This window comes from Pseudonocardia terrae, from assembly GCF_021343995.1.
Classification (GTDB): Bacteria; Actinomycetota; Actinomycetes; order Mycobacteriales; family Pseudonocardiaceae; genus Pseudonocardia; species Pseudonocardia terrae.
Genome location: NZ_JAJTTE010000013.1, coordinates 48,726 through 68,630 on the forward strand (window position 1 = coordinate 48,726; position 19,905 = coordinate 68,630).

At 73.2% G+C, this 19,905-nt stretch carries 17 protein-coding genes; 11 read left to right on the forward strand and 6 right to left on the reverse strand.

The annotated features are described in order from the left end of the window. Nucleotides 1-134: 134 nt before the first annotated feature. From LWC33_RS11025 to LWC33_RS11035, 3 genes are all read right to left on the reverse strand, one after another. Nucleotides 135-545 (reverse strand): VOC family protein, encoded by a 411-nt coding sequence (locus LWC33_RS11025; RefSeq protein WP_233304194.1) that lies wholly within the window; start codon nucleotides 543-545, stop codon nucleotides 135-137. Nucleotides 546-574: 29 nt separating this feature from the next. After that, on the reverse strand, nucleotides 575-1,462 hold the full coding sequence (locus LWC33_RS11030) for an oxidoreductase (protein WP_305080856.1): 888 nt from the start codon (nucleotides 1,460-1,462) through the stop codon (nucleotides 575-577). An 89-nt stretch (nucleotides 1,463-1,551) separates the two neighbouring features. Further along, entirely contained in the window at nucleotides 1,552-2,139 is a 588-nt protein-coding gene (locus LWC33_RS11035) for a TetR/AcrR family transcriptional regulator (RefSeq protein ID WP_233304195.1), read from the reverse strand. Nucleotides 2,140-2,257: 118 nt separating this feature from the next. On the opposite strand from LWC33_RS11035, the gene LWC33_RS11040 reads away from it, so the two are divergent. The 11 genes from LWC33_RS11040 (at nucleotide 2,258) to narI (ending at nucleotide 15,489) form a co-directional block, all read left to right on the forward strand. Further along, nucleotides 2,258-3,235 (forward strand): alpha/beta fold hydrolase, encoded by a 978-nt coding sequence (locus tag LWC33_RS11040; protein ID WP_233304196.1) that lies wholly within the window; start codon nucleotides 2,258-2,260, stop codon nucleotides 3,233-3,235. Next, complete coding sequence (locus tag LWC33_RS11045) at nucleotides 3,235-4,428, forward strand: LLM class flavin-dependent oxidoreductase (protein ID WP_233304197.1); 1,194 nt, start codon at nucleotides 3,235-3,237, stop codon at nucleotides 4,426-4,428. The genes LWC33_RS11040 and LWC33_RS11045 overlap by 1 nt, the downstream gene beginning before the upstream one ends. Continuing rightward, nucleotides 4,428-5,456 (forward strand): zinc-binding dehydrogenase, encoded by a 1,029-nt coding sequence (locus tag LWC33_RS11050; RefSeq protein WP_233304198.1) that lies wholly within the window; start codon nucleotides 4,428-4,430, stop codon nucleotides 5,454-5,456. Before LWC33_RS11045 ends, LWC33_RS11050 begins: the two co-directional genes overlap by 1 nt. 1 nt (nucleotide 5,457) lies before the next feature. Next, nucleotides 5,458-6,621, forward strand: a complete 1,164-nt coding sequence (locus LWC33_RS11055) for an acyl-CoA dehydrogenase family protein (RefSeq protein WP_233304199.1) — start codon at nucleotides 5,458-5,460, stop codon at nucleotides 6,619-6,621. A gap of 388 nt (nucleotides 6,622-7,009) precedes the next feature. Next, nucleotides 7,010-7,618, forward strand: coding sequence for a TetR/AcrR family transcriptional regulator (locus tag LWC33_RS11060; protein ID WP_233304200.1), 609 nt, complete (start codon nucleotides 7,010-7,012; stop codon nucleotides 7,616-7,618). Between the two features lie 98 nt (nucleotides 7,619-7,716). After that, entirely contained in the window at nucleotides 7,717-7,992 is a 276-nt protein-coding gene (locus LWC33_RS11065; RefSeq protein WP_233304201.1) for a type II toxin-antitoxin system Phd/YefM family antitoxin, read from the forward strand. Further along, nucleotides 7,989-8,297, forward strand: a complete 309-nt coding sequence (locus tag LWC33_RS11070) for a type II toxin-antitoxin system RelE family toxin (protein ID WP_233304202.1) — start codon at nucleotides 7,989-7,991, stop codon at nucleotides 8,295-8,297. The genes LWC33_RS11065 and LWC33_RS11070 overlap by 4 nt, the downstream gene beginning before the upstream one ends. 433 nt (nucleotides 8,298-8,730) lie before the next feature. Then, nucleotides 8,731-12,375, forward strand: a complete 3,645-nt coding sequence (locus LWC33_RS11075) for a nitrate reductase subunit alpha (RefSeq protein ID WP_233304203.1) — start codon at nucleotides 8,731-8,733, stop codon at nucleotides 12,373-12,375. Between the two features lie 38 nt (nucleotides 12,376-12,413). Next, on the forward strand, nucleotides 12,414-14,036 hold the full coding sequence (gene narH, locus LWC33_RS11080) for a nitrate reductase subunit beta (RefSeq protein ID WP_233304204.1): 1,623 nt from the start codon (nucleotides 12,414-12,416) through the stop codon (nucleotides 14,034-14,036). Continuing rightward, entirely contained in the window at nucleotides 14,033-14,749 is a 717-nt protein-coding gene (narJ, locus tag LWC33_RS11085) for a nitrate reductase molybdenum cofactor assembly chaperone (protein WP_233304205.1), read from the forward strand. The genes narH and narJ overlap by 4 nt, the downstream gene beginning before the upstream one ends. Next, nucleotides 14,746-15,489 (forward strand): respiratory nitrate reductase subunit gamma, encoded by a 744-nt coding sequence (narI, locus tag LWC33_RS11090; RefSeq protein WP_233304206.1) that lies wholly within the window; start codon nucleotides 14,746-14,748, stop codon nucleotides 15,487-15,489. The genes narJ and narI overlap by 4 nt, the downstream gene beginning before the upstream one ends. On the opposite strand, the gene LWC33_RS11095 is transcribed toward narI, so the two are convergent. Genes LWC33_RS11095 through LWC33_RS11105 form a run of 3 tightly spaced genes read right to left on the reverse strand, consistent with a single transcriptional unit; the run spans nucleotide 15,483 to nucleotide 19,893 of the window. Beyond that, nucleotides 15,483-18,110, reverse strand: a complete 2,628-nt coding sequence (locus LWC33_RS11095) for a multicopper oxidase domain-containing protein (protein ID WP_233304207.1) — start codon at nucleotides 18,108-18,110, stop codon at nucleotides 15,483-15,485. The two genes, narI and LWC33_RS11095, sit on opposite strands and share 7 nt — an antisense overlap. Next, nucleotides 18,107-19,222: a DUF8744 domain-containing protein gene (locus LWC33_RS11100; protein WP_233304208.1), complete on the reverse strand. Its 1,116-nt coding sequence runs from the start codon at nucleotides 19,220-19,222 to the stop codon at nucleotides 18,107-18,109. Before LWC33_RS11100 ends, LWC33_RS11095 begins: the two co-directional genes overlap by 4 nt. Further along, the gene (locus LWC33_RS11105) at nucleotides 19,219-19,893 is read right to left on the reverse strand and encodes a helix-turn-helix domain-containing protein (protein ID WP_233304209.1); all 675 of its coding nucleotides are present in this window, start codon (nucleotides 19,891-19,893) and stop codon (nucleotides 19,219-19,221) included. The genes LWC33_RS11100 and LWC33_RS11105 overlap by 4 nt, the downstream gene beginning before the upstream one ends. Nucleotides 19,894-19,905: the final 12 nt, after the last annotated feature.

Sequence of the window (19,905 nt, forward strand, 5' to 3'; positions counted from 1 at the left end):
TAGCCCGGACGAGCCGATCGGAAACGCCGGAAATCCCGATCGGGTGATCGATGCCGCCGCCGTCCGGCCCGACGCCCGCCCGGGCCCCGTGGTCCGGAGGTGGGCGGGTCTCGGGCGTGGTCGGTAGGGCGTGGTCAGCCCCCGGCTGGCACCTCGACGACGGCGATGTGGTTGCCGTCCGGGTCGCGCAGCATGAACAGCTTCGGCGCCCCGGGCGTGCTGTCGTCGGGCGCGGCGTCGAGGTCGACCCCGCCGATCGCGCTCAGGCGCGCGTGCTCCGCTGCGACGTCCGGCGTCTCGACGCCGATCGAGCCGCCGCCGGGCTGGTCGGCCATCGGCGGGTTGAGCGCCAGCCGGGCGGTGGAGCCGCGCGGGGCGACCTCCACCCAGCGGTACTCGCCATCGGGGCCGAATCGCGTGTCGCCGCGGACCTCGAAGTCGAGGACCGTGGTGTACCACTCGAGCGCGGCGTCCTGGTCGGCGACGGTGAACATGGCCACGCCGATGTTCGTGACGGTGGTGCGGGACCTGGTCTCGTTGCTCATGTCCCTACGACCGCCCGGCCCCGCGGAACTCATCGGCCCCCGACGGATTCCTCGCGCCCGATCGCGTCGAGCTCCGCCAGGGCGTCGGCCGGCAGCTCGAGCCCGGCCGCGGCGACGTTCTCGCGCAGGTGCGCCACCGCCGACGTCCCGGGGATGAGCAGCATGTTCGGCGACCGCTGCAGCAGCCACGCCAGCGCGACGGCCAACGGGGTGGCGCCCAGCCGCTCGGCCACGGCGTGCAGCTCGTCGGACTGCAGCGGGGAGAAGCCGCCGAGGGGGAAGTACGGCACGAACGCGATGCCCTGCTCCGCGGTGAGGTCGACGAGCGCGTCGTCGGCGCGGCGGGCGACGTTGTAGAGGTTCTGCACGCAGACCACCGCTGCGATCGTCCGTGCCTCGGCCAGCTGATCGGCGGAGACCGTGCTCAGCCCGAGGTGCCGGATCAGCCCCTGCTGCTGCAGCTCGGCCAGCGCCCCGAACTGCTCGGCGATCGACCCGGGCTCCGGCGCCTCGATCCCGCCCACCCGCAGGTTGACGACGTCGAGCTGGTCCAGGCCGAGCCGGCGCAGGTTGTCGTGGACCTGGTCGCGCAGCTCGGCGGGGGTGCGGGCGTGCGGCCAGCCGCCCTGCTCGTCGCGCCGGGCGCCGACCTTCGTGACGATGTGCAGGCCCTCGGGATAGGGCGACAACGCCTCGCGGATCAGCTCGTTCGTGACGTGCGGCCCGTAGAAGTCGGCGGTGTCGATGTGGGTGATACCGAGGTCGACGGCGGCGCGCAGCACGGCGATCGCCTCGTCCTGGTCCTTCGGCGGCCCGAAGACGCCGGGCCCGGCGAGCTGCATGGCGCCGTAGCCGACGCGGGTCAGGTCGAGGTCGCCGACCCGGTAGGTGCCGCCTGGCAGGGTGTGCACTGGCATGACGTCCTTCCCGCCCACCGGCCTCCGCGGCGGGCGACCTCCACCGTGTACCCGGGATCGGCCACGGGCGCGCGCCGCGCGGCTGACGGTCAGGCGCGGCGGTCCGCCGGTGCGAGGCGGCTCCCGGCCCGGCCGAGGGCCAGGAAGAGCTCCGTGGCCGTGTGCACCAGCTGGTCCCGGTCGACGGGGATCTCGCCGTCGATCCAGCGGGTCAGCAGCTCGCTGAACCCGCCGACCAGGAAGGCGGCGACGAGGCGGTGCTCGGCACCCGGGTCGGCGCCGGCCGCCTCCAGCGCGACGAGTCCGGCGATGTCCGACGACGACTCGCGCCGGCGCCGTTGCAGCCGCTCGTGGCCCCGCCCCTCGACGTAGAGCACGCGGGCCCGGCGCCGGTCGGAGTCGACGAACTCCGCGGTACTGGCGACGGTGGCCCGCACCCGGGCCACCGGGTCCTCGCCGGCCGCCGCCACGGCCGCGTCGACCGTCGTGTGCAGCTCGGCGACGACCCGGTCGAACACGGCGACTACCAGGGCTCCGATGTCGTCGAAGCTCTCGTAGAAGTACCGCGCGTTGAGCCGGGCGGTCGCGCAGACGCCGCGCACCGTGGTCGCGGCGAGCCCCTGGGTGCCCAGCAGCTCGAGGCCGGCATCGAGCAGCAGGGCACGCCGTTCGGCCACACGATCGGCCGCCGGCACGCCCGCCCAGCGCGGGGGTCTCGTTGTCTCGTCAAGTCTTGGCAACGCGCGTGACCATACCCTACGGTTCTGGTCACAACCGTTACCAGGAGGTGGCAGTGTGGCCACTCAGCGCCCCGTCGAGCTCGACGTAGGCGATGGCGTCGTCCTGCACGTCGTGGAGGACGGGCCACCCGACGGCCCGGTCGTCGTCCTGTCCCACGGGTTCCCGGAGCTCGCCTACTCCTGGCGGCACCAGATCCCGGCGCTCGCCGCAGCCGGGTACCGGGTCCTCGCGCCCGACCAGCGCGGCTACGGCCGCAGCTCCGGTCCGGAGGCGATCGCCGACTACGACATCGCGCACCTGACCGGGGACCTCGTGGCCCTCCTCGACCGGGCGGGGGCCGACAAGGCCGTGTTCGTGGGCCACGACTGGGGCTCGATGGTGGTGTGGCAGAGCGCCCTGCTGCACACCGAGCGTGTGGCCGGTGTCTGCGGGATGAGCGTGCCGTTCGCCCCGCGCCCTTCCGTGCCACCGACCACGTTGTGGCGCAAGGCCTTCGAAGGCCGGTTCTTCTACATCCTCTACTTCCAGGAGTCCGGCCCGGCGGACGCCGAGCTCGGCGCCGACGCGGGCCGGACGATGCGCAGGCTGCTGTGCGGCGTCCGCAGCGACCAGGGCGCCACGCCGTCGGACGACGACGGGCGCGGCTTCGTCGAGCGCTTCCCGGAGCCGGACCGTCTCCCGGACTGGCTGAGCCAGGTGGAGCTGGACTTCTACACCGCCGAGTTCACCCGGACCGGCTTCACCGGCGGCCTGAACTGGTACCGCAACTTCGACCGCAACTGGGAGCTCACGCCGCAGCTCGACGGCGCGAAGGTCGAGGTCCCGAGCTTCTTCGTCGGCGGCGCGCTCGATCCCGTGCTGGCGATGGCCCCGCCGGACCGGCAGGACGCGTGGCTCTCCGACCACCGCGGGACGGTCCTGGTCCCGGACGCCGGCCACTGGGTGCAGCAGGAGAAACCCGCCGAGGTCAACGCGGCACTACTGGAGTTCCTGGGCGGCATCGCCCGTGACGAGAAGGGGGGCTGGGCCTGATGCGGCCGTTGAACTTCGGGGTGTTCTACGCCCCGTTCCACCCGTACGGCCAGGACCCGACGCTGGCCTTCGAGTACGACCTGGAGCGCATCGAGGCGCTCGACCGGTTCGGCTACGACGAGGCCTGGGTCGGCGAACACCACTCCGGGGGCTACGAGCTCATCGGCAGCCCCGAGATCTTCATCGCGGCCGCCGCGCAGCGCACCCGGAACATCAGGCTGGGCACCGGCGTCGTCTCCATGCCCTACCACCACCCGTGGCTGCTGGCGGACCGGATCTGCCTGCTCGACCATCTCACCCGCGGCCGGCTGATCTTCGGCACCGGGCCGGGCGCCCTGCCCACGGACGCCTATGTGCTCGGCATCGACCCGGTCGACCAGCGCCGCCGGCACGAGGAGGCGCTGGAGGCGGTCCTGGCGCTGTTCGGCAGCGAGGAGCCGGTCACCCGCGAGACCGACTGGTTCACCATGCGCGAGGCACGCCTGCAGGTGCGGCCCTACCAGTGGCCGCACCCCGAGATCGCGGTGGCCGCCATGGTCTCGCCGTCGGGGCCGCGGCTGGCCGGGAAGTACGGCGCCTCGCTGCTCTCGCTGTCGATGTCGGCCGCCGCCGAGGGCTTCGCCGCGATCGGCAACGCCTGGGGCGTCGTCGAGGAGCAGGCGGCGAAGGCGGGCCGGCCCGAGCCGGACCGGTCGACCTGGCGGGTCCTGGGCCAGATGCACCTGGCGGAGACGCGCGAGCAGGCCGTCCAGGACTGCACCTACGGCCTGCGGGACTTCGCGAACTACTTCGGCGGTGGTGCCGGGTTCGTGCCGCTGTCCGACGGCGGCGACCCGGCCGACCTCTCCGACGCCGAGTTCGTCGAGCAGTACGCGGCGAGCGGGCGGGCGATGATCGGCACACCGGACGACGCGATCGCCTACGTCGAGAAGCTGCTCGACCAGTCCGGCGGGTTCGGCACGTTCCTCATGCTCGGGCACGACTGGGCCTCCCCGGCGGCGACGATCGAGTCGTACCGGCTCTTCGCCCGGCACGTCATCCCGCACTTCAAGGGCCGGCTCGCGGCGCCGAAGGCCTCGCACGACTGGGCGGTCGCCAAGCGCGAGCAGATCTTCGGCCGCGCCGGCGAGGCGGTGATCGGCGCGATCAAGAGCCACGCCGCCGAGGCCGGGGCGACGCGGGAGGGGGCCTGATGCGCGCGGCGGTGCTCAACGCGGGCCGGGTCCTGGTCCGCGACGACGTCGAGGAGCCCGTCCCGGGCCCCGGTCAGGTCCTGGTCGAGGTCGCGGCCTGCGGGATCTGCGGCTCCGACCTGCACTTCGCTCAGCACGGCGCCGAGATGCAGGCGCTCGGGCGGACGATGGAGGGCGTGCCCCGCAACGGCACGGAGCTCGACCTCGACCGCGACGTCTACCTGGGCCACGAGTTCTCCGCCCGGGTGCTCGAGGCCGGTCCGGACACCACGGCCCTACCCGCCGGGACCCTGGTCACCGCGTTCCCGGTCCTGCCGAGACCCGACGGCTCGGTCGACGCGATCGTCTACTCGAACACCGTCAAGGGCGGCTACGGCGAGCGGATGGTCCTCGCCGCGCCGCTCGTGCTGGAGGTGCCGAACGGCCTGCCCGCCCACCACGCCGCGCTCACCGAGCCGATGGCCGTGGGCCTGCACGCGGTCGTCCGGTCCGACATCCGGGCCGGCCAGCGCGCCGTGGTGGTCGGCTGCGGGCCCGTCGGGCTGGCGGTGATCGCGGCCCTGGCGGTCCGGGGCGTCGAGTCGATCGTGGCCACGGACTTCTCCTCGGCCCGGCGGAAGCTCGCCGCGACGATGGGTGCCACCGAGGTCGTCGACCCGCGGGAGGAGACGGTCTGGCACCGGGCGGGCGCTGCCACGCCGCTCGTCGTCTTCGAGGCCGTCGGGGTGCCGGGCGTGCTCGACGACATCCTGCGCTGCGCCCCGGCGCGGTCCCGGGTCGTGGTGGTGGGGGTCTGCATGGGCGCCGACACCGTCCACCCGTACTTCGGGATCTCGAAGGAGCTGTCGGTGGACTTCGTCCTCGGCTACACCCCGGAGGAGTTCGCCGCGTCGCTCCGGTCGATCGCCGAGGGCGAGATCGACGTCTCCCCGCTGGTCACGGGCCGGGTCGGCCTCGACCGGCTGGCCTGGGCGTTCGACGCGCTGGCCGATCCCGAGGAGCACTGCAAGATCGTCGTGGAGCCGTGAGATGACCGACTGGACCGCGGTGGCGGCGCAGCTGGCCGAGGAGTTCGCGCCCCGGGCCGCCGAGATCGACCGGGAGGGCCGCTTCCCGGTGGAGAACGTCGAGCGCATGAAGGAGGTCGGCTACCTCGCCTCGGTGGTGCCGACCGAGCTCGGCGGGGGAGGGGCGGACCTGGCCACGTTCGCCGCCTGCCAGAAGATCATCGCCGGGGCGTGCGGCTCCACCGCGCTCGCCACCAACATGCACCTCTTCGGCGTCGGCGCGGCGGCCGAGGGCTGGCACGGCGGTGAGCGCGGTGCGGAGCCGATCTTCGCGATGGTCACGGCGGGCACGGTCGTCGGCGGCAGCCTGACCGACGCCGCCACGGGCCTCAACGTGCGCACCTCGTCCACCCCGGCCCGCCCCGTGCCGGGCGGGTACCGGGTGACCGGCCGCAAGTCCTTCTGCTCGCTGGCCCCGGTGCTGAACTTCTTCTGGGGCACCGCGGCCGACACCGAGACCGGCCGCCTGCTGCTGTTCGGCCTGCCGCGGGACACGCCCGGGCTGTCTTTCGTCGACACCTGGGACACGATGGCCATGCGCGGCACCGGTTCCTGGGACGTCGTGTTCGACGACGTGTTCGTTCCCGACACCGCCGTGCAGCGCGGGACCGATCCCGCGGGGCCACCGGTGTGGGACGCCGCCCAGGAGCGGATCTTCGCCTGGTTCGCCGTGTCCGTCGCCTCGGTCTATCTCGGCATCGCCCGGGCGGCGGCCCGGTTCGCCTACGACTACGTCGGCGGCCGGACCGTCACCGGGGCCTCGCAGCCGATGGCCCGTCAGCCGGCGCAGGTGACCGGCGCGGCGGAGGTCGAGCTGGCCCTGCGCCCGGCGGAGGCCATGGTCTCGGACGGGCTGACCCGCCGCGCCGAGGGCGAGCTGCTGGCGCCCGCGGACATCCAGGCCCTCAAGCACACGGCGGTCACCGCCGCGGCCACCGCCGTGGACCGCTGCGTCCGGATGGTCGGCGGGCACGGGATCTTCCGCAGGCTGCCGCTCGAGCGGTACTACCGGGACGTGCGGGCCGGACAGTTCCACCCGCCGTCCACGGACGTCGCCCTCGAGACCATCGGCAAGGCGGCGCTGGGGATCGACCTGGCGGCGGAGCCGCGCTGGCCCGCCGACTGAGGACGGCCGTTCAGCCGCCGGGCCGTTCAGCCGCCGCCGATGCCGGCCCAGAAGGTGCACTGGTGCTCGTCGGCCGGATCGACCGTGCCGGGTCGTCCGCCGTCGTCAGAGCCGGGTCGGTCCGTCGGCGCAGGCCCTGTGACGGGCGGCCGCCGCAGCGGGGGAGCGGGGTGGACGGCCTCACCTGCGCGCCCGTCGTGCGATCACCACACAGACGAGTACGACGGCGATCGCCAGAGCCCCGACGATCCCGACCTTCCAGGCGAGGTCGACGAGGAGCCGGGTGGGCCCAGCCGGTCACGGGTGAGGTCCCACCTCTCCATGACATCCTCCTTATTAGCGTGATCGTGCTAAAAAGACGGTAGCACGGCCGTGCTAAAAAGGTCACATGCCGAAGCTCGTGGATCCGGACCGGCGCCGCAGACAGGTGTTCGACGCCGTGTTCGCCGTGATCGAGGAGCGCGGCGTGCACGGGGCCTCACTGCGCCGGGTGGCCGACGCGGCCGGTCTGGCGATCGGGTCGGTGCGGCACTACTTCGACTCCGCGGAGGCGATGCTCCGCGCCGCGGCCGAGGAGGTCATCGAGCGGGTGACCGCCCGGCTCGAGGCCCATCGCACCGAGCTCGACGAGGGCGCCGACCGGACGGCCGTGATCGAGCGCATGATCGACGAGCTGCTGCCGCTGGACCCGCACAACGCCCGGGAGACGACGGTGTGGCTGGAGTTCGCCATGGCCGCCCGCACCACGCCGGCGTTCCGGGCGACCGCCGAACGACTGCACACAGGCGTCCGCACACTGACCGGGACCTTCCTGCGCCGGAGCGGCCTCGTACTTGCCGAGGACGTCGACGTCGAGGCGGAGCGGTTCGCCGCACTGGTCGACGGACTCGGCCTTGCCGGCACCCTGCACCCCGAGGCGCTTCCACCGGACCTGGCCCGTGCCGTGGTGCGCCGACACCTGCGTTCCCTGGGGGACCCCCTGACACAGGGTCGGTGACGAACGAACTGTCATAACGTAGATTATCGGCTCAGGAAGGACGAGAGTTGCAGTTAGTCCGGCTAGATATTGGCCATACTTCTGGCTAGATTGGTCGGGTGCGCGCGGTACCGCTGGGCGAAGCCAAGGACAAACTGTCGGCCCTGGTCGACGAGGCCGAGACGACCCACGAGATCGTCACCATCACCCGGCACGGCCGGCCAGCCGCGGTGCTGATGGCTGCCGACGATCTCGAGTCGTTGCACGAGACGCTGTACTGGCTGTCCCAGCCCGGGGTCCGCGACTCGATCACCGACGCCGAGCGTGAGCACGCGACGGGCGAAACCAGCACCGGCGAGGATCTGCGCGCCGAGTTCGAGCTGCCGCCTCGGTGACTCCCGGTGCGGGCGCCTCGGACGCAGCGCATGCCGACCAGCCGTATCGGGTCGAGGTCAGCAGCGAGGCACGCCGCAGCCTGCATCGGCTCCCGGGCAAGGTGGCGGCCGCGATCATCGAGTTCATCACCGGCCCGCTGGCCGATAATCCTGCGCGGCTGAGCAAGCCGCTCACCGGCGAGCTCAACGATTACCGCAGCGCTCGGCGCGGCGACTATCGGGTCTTGCTGCGGCTCGACGAAGCCGCTCACCTCGTGCTCGTGGTTCGGATCGCTCATCGCGCCCATGCCTACCGGCCCCGTTGAGGTGCGCAGAACAGGCGGGGCGCCCCCCGCACTGCGGTCGGGGCCAGGAGTTTCCCGGCAGCGGAGTGGTGATGTCGGCGGACCTGGCCACCGGCGTCGAGTTCCCGAAGTGGGGAGCGCTCCCGCTACTCCCGCCTCGTCGACTCCGGTCTCCGTCGGGTCAGGACTGTCGCCTCGACGGAGGTCGCTGTACGTTTCTCCTGCGTCGGACGTGCCTGTGATGCCAGCCGCGTCGGCGGGAAGTGAGGACTGAGCCGGCGGCAGGAGACCGATACCAGCGCGCGGAGCCGACGTCGCAGTGGCTGATCCAGCCCGCGGATCGTCCGACCCGACGAGTGCCGACCGGAGGCGCCACCGTACGGCACGCGGACGAGGGACGGGGAGGCGGTCGCCGGTGACTGCGGATCGTGCCGGTGCGGCGGCGGAGCGGTTGATGCGGTCGGCCCAGTTCTTCTTCCCCGGGGAGCAGTCACCGGCCCGACGGGTGCTGTACCGCACGGGGGGCCGGACCGCGGACGAGTTCTACCGGGAGCGGTGGCGGCACGACCGCGAGGTCCGGTCGACGCACGGGGTGAACTGCACCGGCTCGTGCTCCTGGCGCGTCTTCGTCAAGGACGGCCTGATCACCTGGGAGACGCAGGCGACCGACTATCCCTCCGTCGGGCCGGACTCCCCCGAGTACGAGCCGCGCGGCTGCCCCCGCGGCGCCTCCTTCTCCTGGTACACGTACTCACCGACCCGTATCCGCTACCCGTACGTGCGCGGCCCGCTGCTGGAGTTGTGGCGGCGGGCGAAGCAGCACACCTCGGACCCGGTCGAGGCGTGGGAGTGGCTCACCGCGGATCCGGAGCGATCCGCCGCATACAAGCGGGCGCGCGGCAAAGGCGGGTTCGTGCGCTGCACGTGGCCCGAGGTGACGGAGCTGGTCGCGGCGGCGTACGTGCACACCGTCAAGCGGTACGGGCCGGACCGGATCATCGGCTTCTCCCCCATCCCGGCCATGTCGATGACGTCGTACGCGGCCGGCACGCGATTCCTGTCGATGATCGGCGGGACGATCTCGTCCTTCTACGACTGGTACGCGGACCTGCCGATGGCCTCTCCGCAGGTCTTCGGCGACCAGACGGACGTGCCGGAGTCCGGCGACTGGTGGAATGCCGGGTACCTCATCGTCTGGGGCACCAACCTGCCGATCACCCGGACCCCGGACGCGCACTTCATGACCGAGGCGCGCTACCGGGGTCAGAAGGTGGTGGTGGTCTCCCCCGACTACGGCGACCACACGAAGTTCGCCGACGACTGGCTGGCCGCGGTGCCCGGCACGGACGGCGCGCTGGCGATGGCGATGGGGCACGTCATCCTCACCGAGTTCTACCGCGACCGCCAGGTGCCGTACTTCGTCGACTACGCCAAGACCTACACCGACCTGCCGTTCCTCGTGACGCTGCGGGAGCGGGACGGCGCTCACCTGCCGGACAAGTTCCTCACCGCCGCGGACCTGCCGGGCACGCAGACGGAGGCGGCCGAGTTCAAGACCGTCCTGCTCGACGCGCCCACCGGGCAGCCGGTCGTCCCGGACGGCTCGCTCGGCTTCCGCTGGTCGCTGTCGGGCGCGGGCCGGTGGAACCTACGCCTGGAGGGCGTCGACCCGCTGCTGACGCTGCACGACCGCGCGGACGGCGAGGCGGTGGAGGTGCTCCTGCCGCGGTTCGACGCCGGTCCCGGCGAGTCCGGCGGCACGCTACGGCGCGGCGTCCCCGCGACGCGCGTCGGCGGACGGCTGGTGACGACCGTCTTCGACCTGGTGCTCGCGCAGTACGGGGTGGCGCGCGACGGACTGCCGGGTGAGTGGCCGGGCGGCTACGACGACGCGGGCGTGCCGTACACCCCGGCCTGGCAGGAGGCGATCACCTCGGTCCCGGCGCAGGCCGCGGCCCGGGTGGCACGGGAGTTCGCGCGCAACGCCGAGCGCACCGGCGGCCGCTCCATGATCGCCATGGGTGCCGGGACGAACCACTGGTTCCACTCCGACCAGATCTACCGCACCTTCCTGTCGCTGGTGATGCTCACCGGCAGCCAGGGCGTCAACGGCGGCGGATGGGCGCACTACGTGGGCCAGGAGAAGGTGCGGCCGCTCACCGGCTGGTTCCATCTCGCCTTCGGGCTGGACTGGCAGCGGCCCACCCGGCACATGGTCGGCACGCCGCTGTTCTGGCTCGCCACCGACCAGTGGCGCTACGAGGCGTTCTCCGCCGACGTGCTGACGAGCCCGGTCGGTGACGGGCGGCTCGCCGGGCGGAGCCTGCCGGACTGCAACGCGCTCGCCGCCCGGCTCGGCTGGATGCCGTCGCATCCCGCGTTCGACCGCAACCCGCTCGACCTGTGCGACGAGGCGCAGCGGGCCGGCAAGGAGGTGCCGGAGCACGTCGTCGAGGAGCTGAAGGCCGGACGGCTGCGCTTCGCCGCCGAGGACCCGGACGCGCCCGCCAACTTCCCGCGCGTGCTCACCATCTGGCGAGCGAACCTCTTCGCCTCCTCGATGAAGGGGCACGAGTACATGCTGCGGCACCTGCTGGGCACCGACGACGCGGTCACCGCCGCGCAGACCCCGCCCGAGCTGCGCCCGGCCGGCGTCGTCTGGCGCGATCCCGCCCCGGTCGGCAAGCTCGACCTGTCCGTGGCGATCGACTTCCGGATGACCAGCACCTGTCTGTTCTCCGACATCGTCCTGCCTGCGGCGACCTGGTACGAGAAGTTCGACCTGTCGTCCACCGACATGCACCCCTTCGTGCACGCCTTCAGCCCGGCGATCGCGCCGCCCTGGCAGACCCGCACCGACTTCGACATCTTCCACACCGTCGCCGCGCGGTTCTCCGAGCTCGCCGCCACCCACCTGGGGGTGCGACGGGACGTGATCGCCGCGCCGCTCGCCCACGACACCCCCGACGAGATGGCGCAGCCGCACGGCCGGGTGCGCGACTGGAAGGCCGGCGAGTGCGAACCGGTGCCGGGCCGCACCATGCCCAAGCTGATCGTCGTCGAGCGTGACTACGTCGCCGTGGCGGAGAAGATGGCCGCGGTCGGCCCGCTGCTGGACACCCTCGGCACCTCCACCAAGGGCGTCACCTGGAATCCCGGCCAGGAGATCGACCACCTGCGCAGCCGCAACGGGACCGTGCACGGCGGGGTGGCCGACGGCCGGCCCTCGATAGCCCGTGACGACCAGTTCTGCGAGGCGATCCTGGCGCTGTCCGGGACGACCAACGGCCGCCTGGCGGTGGAGTCGCTGCGGGCGCTGGAGGAGCGCACCGGCGTGGAGCTGGCCGACCTCGCCGAGGAGCGCTCCGGCGACCGCATCGACTTCGCCGACACCCGCACCCAGCCCCGGGCGGTGATCACCTCCGCCGAGTGGTCCGGCACCGAGTCCGGCGGGCGCCGCTACTCCCCGTTCACCGTGAACGTCGAACGGCTCAAGCCCTGGCACACCCTCACGGGCCGCCAGCACTTCTTCCTCGACCACGACTGGATGGCCGAGTTCGGCGAGCAGTTGCCCACCTACCGGCCGCCGCTCAACGTCCTCGCCCACTTCGGCGACCCGACCCGCTCCCCCGACGGCCATCCGGAGATCGTCGTGCGCTACCTGACGCCGCACTCGAAGTGGTCCATCCACTCCGAGTACCAGGAGAACCTGCACATGCTCACGCTCTTCCGCGGCGGCCCGGTGATCTGGATGAGCCCGCTCGACGCCGAGCGCGTCGGGGTGGCCGACAACGACTGGATCGAGGCGTACAACCGCAACGGCGTGGTCGCCTGCCGCGCCGTGGTCACCCACCGCATGCCGCGGGGGACGGTGTTCATGTACCACACCATGGACCGGCACCTGAACGTGCCGCGGACGGAGACCTCCGGCCTGCACGGCGGCGGCGACAACTCCCTGACCCGTCTGCTGATCAAGCCGACGCACCTGATCGGCGGCTACGCCCAGTTCTCCTACGGCTTCAACTACATCGGCCCCACCGGCAACCAGCGCGACGAGCTGACGGTCATCCGGCGACGGGCACAGGAGGTCGAGTTCTGATGCCCTGCCGAACCGCCAGCCGAGGCCCCGGACGCGTGATGGCGCAGGTGGCGATGGTGATGAACCTCGACAAGTGCATCGGCTGCCACACCTGCTCGGTGACCTGCAAGCAGACGTGGACCAACCGGCCGGGAACCGAGTACATCTGGTTCAACAACGTCGAGACCAAGCCGGGGGCCGGCTACCCGCACCGCTACGAGGACCAGGCGCGCTGGAAGGGCGGCTGGACCCTGGACCGGCGCGGGAGGCTCCGGCTGAAGGCCGGCGGGCGGCTGCGCAAGCTGCTCACCCTCTTCTACAACCCCGAGCTGCCCTCGCTCGACGACTTCTACGAGCCGTGGACCTACGACTACGAGAGCCTGACCACCGCTCCGCTGTCCGACGCCTTCCCCAGCGCCCGGCCCAAGTCGCAGCTCACCGGCCGGGACATGCGCCCGGTGCACGGCCCGAACTGGGACGACGACCTCGCCGGCGCGGCCGCGTACGCGGCCACCGACCCCGACCTGGAGGGCCTGTCCGAGCAGGTGCGGATGGAGTTCGAGCAGGTGTTCATGTTCTACCTGCCGCGCATCTGCGAGCACTGCCTCAACCCGTCGTGCGTCGCCTCCTGCCCGTCGGGCGCGATGTACAAGCGGGAGGAGGACGGCATCGTGCTCGTCGACCAGGACCGCTGCCGGGGCTGGCGGTTCTGCGTCTCCGGCTGCCCGTACAAGAAGGTCTACTTCAACCACCGCACCGGCAAGGCCGAGAAGTGCACCTTCTGCTACCCGCGCATCGAGGCCGGGCAGCCCACCATCTGCTCCGAGACCTGTGTCGGCCGGCTGCGCCATCTCGGCGTGCTGCTCTACGACGCCGACGCCGTGCTGGAAGCAGCCTCGGTACGGGACGAGAAGGACCTCTACGAGGCCCAGCTGTCGGTCTTCCTCGACCCCGACGAGCCCGCGGTCGAGGCGGCGGCCGAACGCGACGGCATCCCCCACGACTGGATCCAGGCCGCCCGGCGCTCCCCCGTCCATGCGCTGATCTGCAGGCACAAGGTGGCACTGCCGCTGCACCCGGAGTACCGCACCATGCCCATGGTCTGGTACATCCCACCGCTCTCCCCCGTCACCGACGCCGTGCACGCCACCGGCTACCACGACGACGACCCCGACCGCGTCTTCGCCGCCATCGACTCCCTGCGGATCCCCATGGAGTACCTGGCCAACCTGTTCACCGCCGGGGACACCACCGTCGTCGAGGGCGTGCTGCACAAGCTGACCGCCATGCGCGCCCACATGCGTGCCCGCCAGCTCGGCGACCCGCCCGACCAGCGGCTCCTCGACTCCGTCGGGATGAGCGCCCTCGACGTCGAGGACCTCTACCGGCGGCTGGCCGTCGCCAAGTACGAGGAGCGCTACGTCATCCCCCGGGTGCACGCGGAAGGCTCCGGCGCCCTGATGGCCCAGCACTGCGCGCTCGACTACCCGGGCGGGGTGGCCGACCAGGCCGCACACGACGAGGACCAACTCGCGGCGGCGCCCCCGTCGCTGCCCGGGTTCGCGGCCCCCGGCGGCGGCAGCCAGTTCCGCGACAGCGACGGGCGGGTGCGGTTCAACCTGCTGGGCTGGAACGGCACGGGACCGGCTCCCGGGCTCTTCGGCGACGGGAGCACCCGGTGATCCCCCGCCGCGCCCGCGCTGTCCGCGCCGCCGTCGACACGCCGCTGCTGCACCGCGTCGCCTCGATCCTGCTGCGCTACCCGGACGCCGACGTGCTCGGCTGCCTCGACGACGTCTCCGCCGCACTCGGCGGGATCACTGACCCGGGTGACCGGGCGCGGCTCGCCGCGCTCACCGACCACCTGCGTTTTCTCCCGCCCACCGAGGCCGCCCAGCGGTACGTGGAGACCTTCGACCACACCCGCCGCCGCTGCCTCCACCTCACCTACTACCGGTACGGCGACACCCGCGCCCGCGGGATGGCGCTGCTCGCCCTCAAGCACGTCTACCGGCAGGCCGGTCACGAGCCGCCGGAGGCCGAGCTGCCGGACTTCCTGCCCCTGGTCCTGGAGTTCGCCGCCCTCGCGCCCGAGCCCGGTGAGCGGGTCCTGCTGCAGTGCCGGCCGGGGCTCGAACTGCTCCGGCAGGCGCTCCACGAGCGCTCCGACCCGTACACGCCCCTCCTCGACGCGGTCTGCGGCCGCCTGCCCGATCCGGGCCGCCGCCAGCGTGACGCCTGGCGCCGGCTGGCCGCGGACGGCCCACCCCGCGAGGAGGTCGGCCTCGAGCCGTTCGCCCCGCCCGAGGCGTCCGAGCCCTTCGCCCCGCCCGAGTACCTGACGTCGCCGGCCCACCTGACGCGGACGGCCAGCCGGAGGGGAGACGGCCGATGAGCGCCTTCGACCTGTGGTGGTGGATCATCCTGCCCTACCTCGCGCTGGCCGTCTTCGTCGTCGGCCACATCTGGCGCTGGCGCTACGACCAGTTCGGCTGGACCAGCCGCTCCACCCAGCTCCAGGAACGGCTGCTGCTCAAGTGGGGCGCGCCGCTGTTCCACTACGGCACGTTCGCCGCGATCGCCGGGCACGTCCTGGGCATCCTGGTCCCCGAGTCGTTCACCCGGTGGCTCGGCATCCCCGAGGAGACCTACCGGATGTTCTCCTCCATCGGCGGCACCGTCGCCGCCCTCGCCGTCATCATCGGCGTCGTGCTGCTGGCCTTCCGCCGCACCACCGTGCCCCGCGTCCGGGCCACCACCAGCCCCGTCGACTGGCTGGCCCTCGTCCTGCTCGCCGTCGTCATCGTCCTGGGCATCATCCCGACGATGGGCATCAACCTCCTGGGCAGCGGCTACGACTACCGCGAGAGCGTCGCGCTGTGGTTCCGCGGCCTGTTCGCGGCCAGCCCGGACGTCTCCGCCATCGCGAACGCGCCGCTGATCTACCAGATCCACGCCACCGCCGCCTGGGCCATCCTCGCCGTGTGGCCCTTCACCCGGCTCGTGCACGCCTGGAGCATCCCGCTGTGGTACCTGTGGCGGCCCTACGTGCTGTACCGCAGCCGGGTCCCCGCCCACCCCACCGAGCCCGGCACCGGCGGCCGTCGCTGGCGGCGCATCGGCGTGCGCTACTGACCGGCCACCTCGATGATCCCGTGTGCACCGCGCTCGGCGTCGACCATGGAGTGCGAGACGAACGGGTAGTGCCCGGCCTGCGGGAGGGTCAGCTCGACGAAGCCGCCCTGGGACGGGGCGAGCGCGAGGGTCTGGCTGCCGCCCGCGCCCGTGTCCGGCCGGAGTTGGTAGCCGCCCTCGACGTACACGGTGTCGAACTGGCCGCCGACGACGTGGAACGCAGCACCCCGGTTCGGCCCGGCGTCCAGGACCCAGATCCGGACCCGTTCGCCGGTCCGCGCGAGGAGCGGCCGGTGGTCGTACTGGTCGGCATAGCCGTTGAACACCACCGCATCGGGCTTCTCCGCGCGCAGCGAGTCCACGTCGACGGTCCCGTGCTGCGGGCCGAGGTACAGCTCGGACTGCACGAGCACGTAGCTGCGGTCCACCGGGGGCAGTCCCGGCGGGTCGACGACGACAGCGCCGAACAGGCCGTTGGCGATGTGCGCGGACATCGGCATCGACGAGCAGTGGTACATCCAGATCCCGGCCCGGGTGGCGGTGAACCGGTACACGAGCGACTGCCCCGGCTGGAGGGTGCGCATCGGCTCGTCAGGCGCGAGCGAGCCGGCGTGGAAGTCGACCGAGTGGCCGATGCTGCCGTCGTTGACGAGGGTGATCTCGAAGACGTCCCCGATCCTGCCGTGCAGCGTCGGGCCCGGCGCCGTTCCGTCGAAGGTCCAGAGGTGCTGGCTCACGCCCGGCGCCACGTCCCGGTCCAGCTCGCGCGCGGTGAGCGTGCGACGGTGCACGGTGGTGTTCTCCAGCGGCGGCAGAACCGGGTCGTACGCGGTGAACGCCGGTCCGGGGTCGGCCAGGAAGTCCAGGTCACGGGCCGCGCTGGGGCCGGAGGCCGGGGATGCCTGCCCGTCCATGGCCATGGCGTGGTCCGCGGGGTCGTCGTGCGCGGCGTCGTGGTGTGTGGTGGCGCCGTCAGTGACCGCAACGGCGAGCACCATGCCCATCTGCCGGTGCCCGACGACCGAGCACCAGCCGCTGACGTCGTGGTCGACGACGCCGGCGTCGATCGTGGCGGACTCGCCGGGCGCGAGCCTGCCGGAGGACCGTCCGGAGTCGAGGACGAGGTCGTGCACCTGCTGGGCGTCGGTGTTCTTCAGATCGATCACGAGCCGGTTGCCGGCGGGCACCTCGATCCGTGACGGGGTGAACCGCATGTCGTGGGCCTGCACCTCGACGCGGGTCGTCTGCCCGGTCCCCTGCGCCTCCGCGGGGGCGGGGCGGCTGGTGACGAGGGCGGCCGGGTCCGCCGCGACGCCCACGGCGACGGCGAGCACGAGCGCGGCGAGCCCGGTGGCCAGGCCGCCGCGGCTCCGCCCGGTGGCAGCCGGGTCCGGCTGCTCCCGACGGGGCCGCGGCCGGGGCGCGTCGGCCTTGGCCCGGTGGGAGGCGCGCATTCCGCGGAACGCCAGCGGCAGGAACCCCGCCAGCCCGATCAGGGCAAGGCCGGCGGCGAGCACCCGCACGAGGCTCGGCACCGGCAGCACGTACAGGAGCAACCCGCCGTTGACGAGGGTGATCCGCAGCCCGCCGGCTCGCTCGAGCTCGGCGTTCGCCGCGCGGACGGCGGCCGGGCCACCGCCGAGTACCACCGGGACCAGGTACGACAGCGCGCCGAGCAGCACCTGGGCGCCGAAGCCGGCCGCGAGCGGGGTCGCGAGCCGGTCGAGCCGGGTACCGACCGCCGTCCACGAGGGCGCGGAGGCGACGGCGACCGCCAGCGCCACGAGCACCCCGGCGAGCCAGCCCGCGGCGGCGAGCACCGACCACGTCGGGTACGACGCGGGCGCCTTTCCGCGCGCGGTGCGCACGAAGGCCCGCCCGGCGAGTGCCAGCCCGCCGAGATAGGCCAGCACACCGGCCGCGGCGAGGACGGTGAGCCCAGCGAGCGCGCCGGCGGCGGTCACGGCGACGGCACCGAGCAGCACCGGAAGCGCGAGGTAGGCGTCGCGTTCGGCGTGCTCGGCGATCCGCGTGCGCAGCATGGTCGGCCACAGCGTGACCAGCGTCCCGACGACGGTCAGACCCATCCAGCCGAGCACGTTGACCGCGACGTGCGCCAGCACGACCCGGTCGTGCCACGGGTCGGCGGGCCCCCGACCCAGCGCCGCGCCCAGCCCGGCCCCGACCGGCAGGCACGCCGCGGCGGCGACGTAGTAGCGCACCAACGGTCGGAACCGCGACGGCGCCGACCGTCGCAGCCGCCGGACCAGCGAGGCGCCGTGCCAGCCGACCGCGGCGGCGACCAGGCAGGCCCCGGCCAGGGTCGCCCCCCAGACGCCGCTCGGGATGCCGATGACCACCAGGAGCACCCCGCCGTTGAGCAGGATCAACCGCCGGGACTGCCGGCGCCGCTCCGCGGGGTCGACCGGGGCGTGCAGCAGGGTCTCGGCGAAGTGGTTGCTCCACACGACGATCGAGTGGGTCACGGCGCCGAGCAGCAGCAGGTGGAGCATGAGCCAGCCGGACGCCGCGACGAACGGGTGCACCAGCGTCACGACGAGGAGCGCGACCAGCCAGAACACCGCTGGGATGTCGCGCAGCGGCCAGAACCCGCCCCTCATGACGCACCGGCCCGGTGCGCGGCGCGCACCGACGCCCAGGCGGCCACCCCGACGAACAGCAGCAACGCCGTGACGTTCAGGACGCCGCCGACCTGCCAGGCGAGGTGGATCCCGCGCGCGTCGCCCGCCCACAGCCGCAGCGCGAGCGAGCCGTGCAGCAGGACGCCCGGCGCGATCATCAGCGGGTGGTAGGGCAGCGGCCGCCGCAGCACCGCCGGGAGGATCACCGGGGCGTGCGCCAGGATCATCGAGATCGTGAAGCCGAGGAAAACGGCGTGGACGACGGCGTCGTAGCGCGGTCCGTCCAGCGCCGCGCCACCGAGCAGCCAGATCGCCCCCGCTACGGCGAGCCAGCCGTAACCGGCCAGCAGGCAGCCCGCGATGTATCGCGCCAGGCCGGTGGACCTGATCGTCCGCCGCGCGGCGTCGTGCACGGCGAGCCAACCGACGAGGGCGAGCAGCGCCAGCCCGAGGAGCGGATACCCCGGGACCGGCCAGAGCAGGGCGGCCGCGACGGCGCCGGCCAGCGCGGCGCTCAGGGCGAGGAACGCCGGACCGGCGCGCGGCCCCATCGCCAGCCGGGCGAGCTCGAGACGCTCCCCGGCGATGGTGAGCACGACGAAACCCACGAGCCACGGCAGCAGCACCGGGACGTCGACGTTGCCGAGCCACAGCAGGGCCCCGCCCGCGGCCAGCACGGCGCCGAACGCCTGGACGAGGACCGCGTCGTCGCGCTGGCGACGCCACAACGGGACGTACACCGCCACCATCGCCAGCGCGCCGAGGCAGAGCGCCATCCGGCCCGCGGCGAGCGGGGCGGGGACGATCAGCAGCAGTGCGCCGAGGCCGAGGCCCGCGGGCGCGGCGAACCCGGCCGGGTGCCGTAGCGCCACGGCCCGTTCGAGCGCGACCACGGTGCCGACGAAGCCGAGCACGAGGAGCATCCCGTGCACCTCGGGCAGCCGGTCGGCGGCCACCGGGGCCGGGAGCCCCAGCAGCATCAGGGCGGCGTCGAGCCCGGCGAGCAACGCGACCCCGGCAGGCAGCAGGAAGCCCGCCCGTCGCCACCGGGTGGCCGTCGCCTGCGAGGATCGTGGTTCGAGGGCGGTCACGGCTGCGGCTCGTCGTCGGGACGGCGGGCCAGCTCGAGCCGGCAGGCACCCGGTTCGTCGAACGCCAGCAGGTCGGCGCGGTCGGCCTCCCCGCCGTACACCTCCAGCGCGCCCCGGACGATCCCGAGATGGACCCCGCAGACGATCTCGGGGTGGCGGTGCGCCGCCTCGAGCAGCGGGCAGCGGGTCAGCTTGACGACCGCCTGCGGCGGGTCCGGCCGCGGGGCGAACCCGAGGCCGTCGAGCAGTCGCACGACGCCTCGCCGCGCTTCCGCCCGTCCACCCCCGCCCGCTCCCCCGCCGCCCGGTCCTCCGCCGCTCGGTCCCCCGCCGTCCGCTCCCCCGCGGCCGGCGAGCTCGCGGCCCCACCGCCGTCCCGCCTCGATGGCGTCCTTCCGGGGCGTGCTGCTCGTCTGCTCGATCACCTCGGCGAGCGCCGACGCGAGCCCGGCGTACTCGGCGACGCCGGTGGGCAGTTCGTCGTCGGGAACCGCGCTGTAGAGCCAGGCCGGGCGGCCGCGCCCCGCGGCGCGGGCCCGCTCCCGGCGTGCCAGCCCGGCCTCGACCAGGGCGTCGAGGTGCTCGCGCAGGGTGTTGGGGTGCAGTCCGGTCACCGCGCCGAGCGAGGCGACGGCCACCGGCTCCGCCTGCCCGTCGAGGACCTCGAGCACGGACTCCCTCGA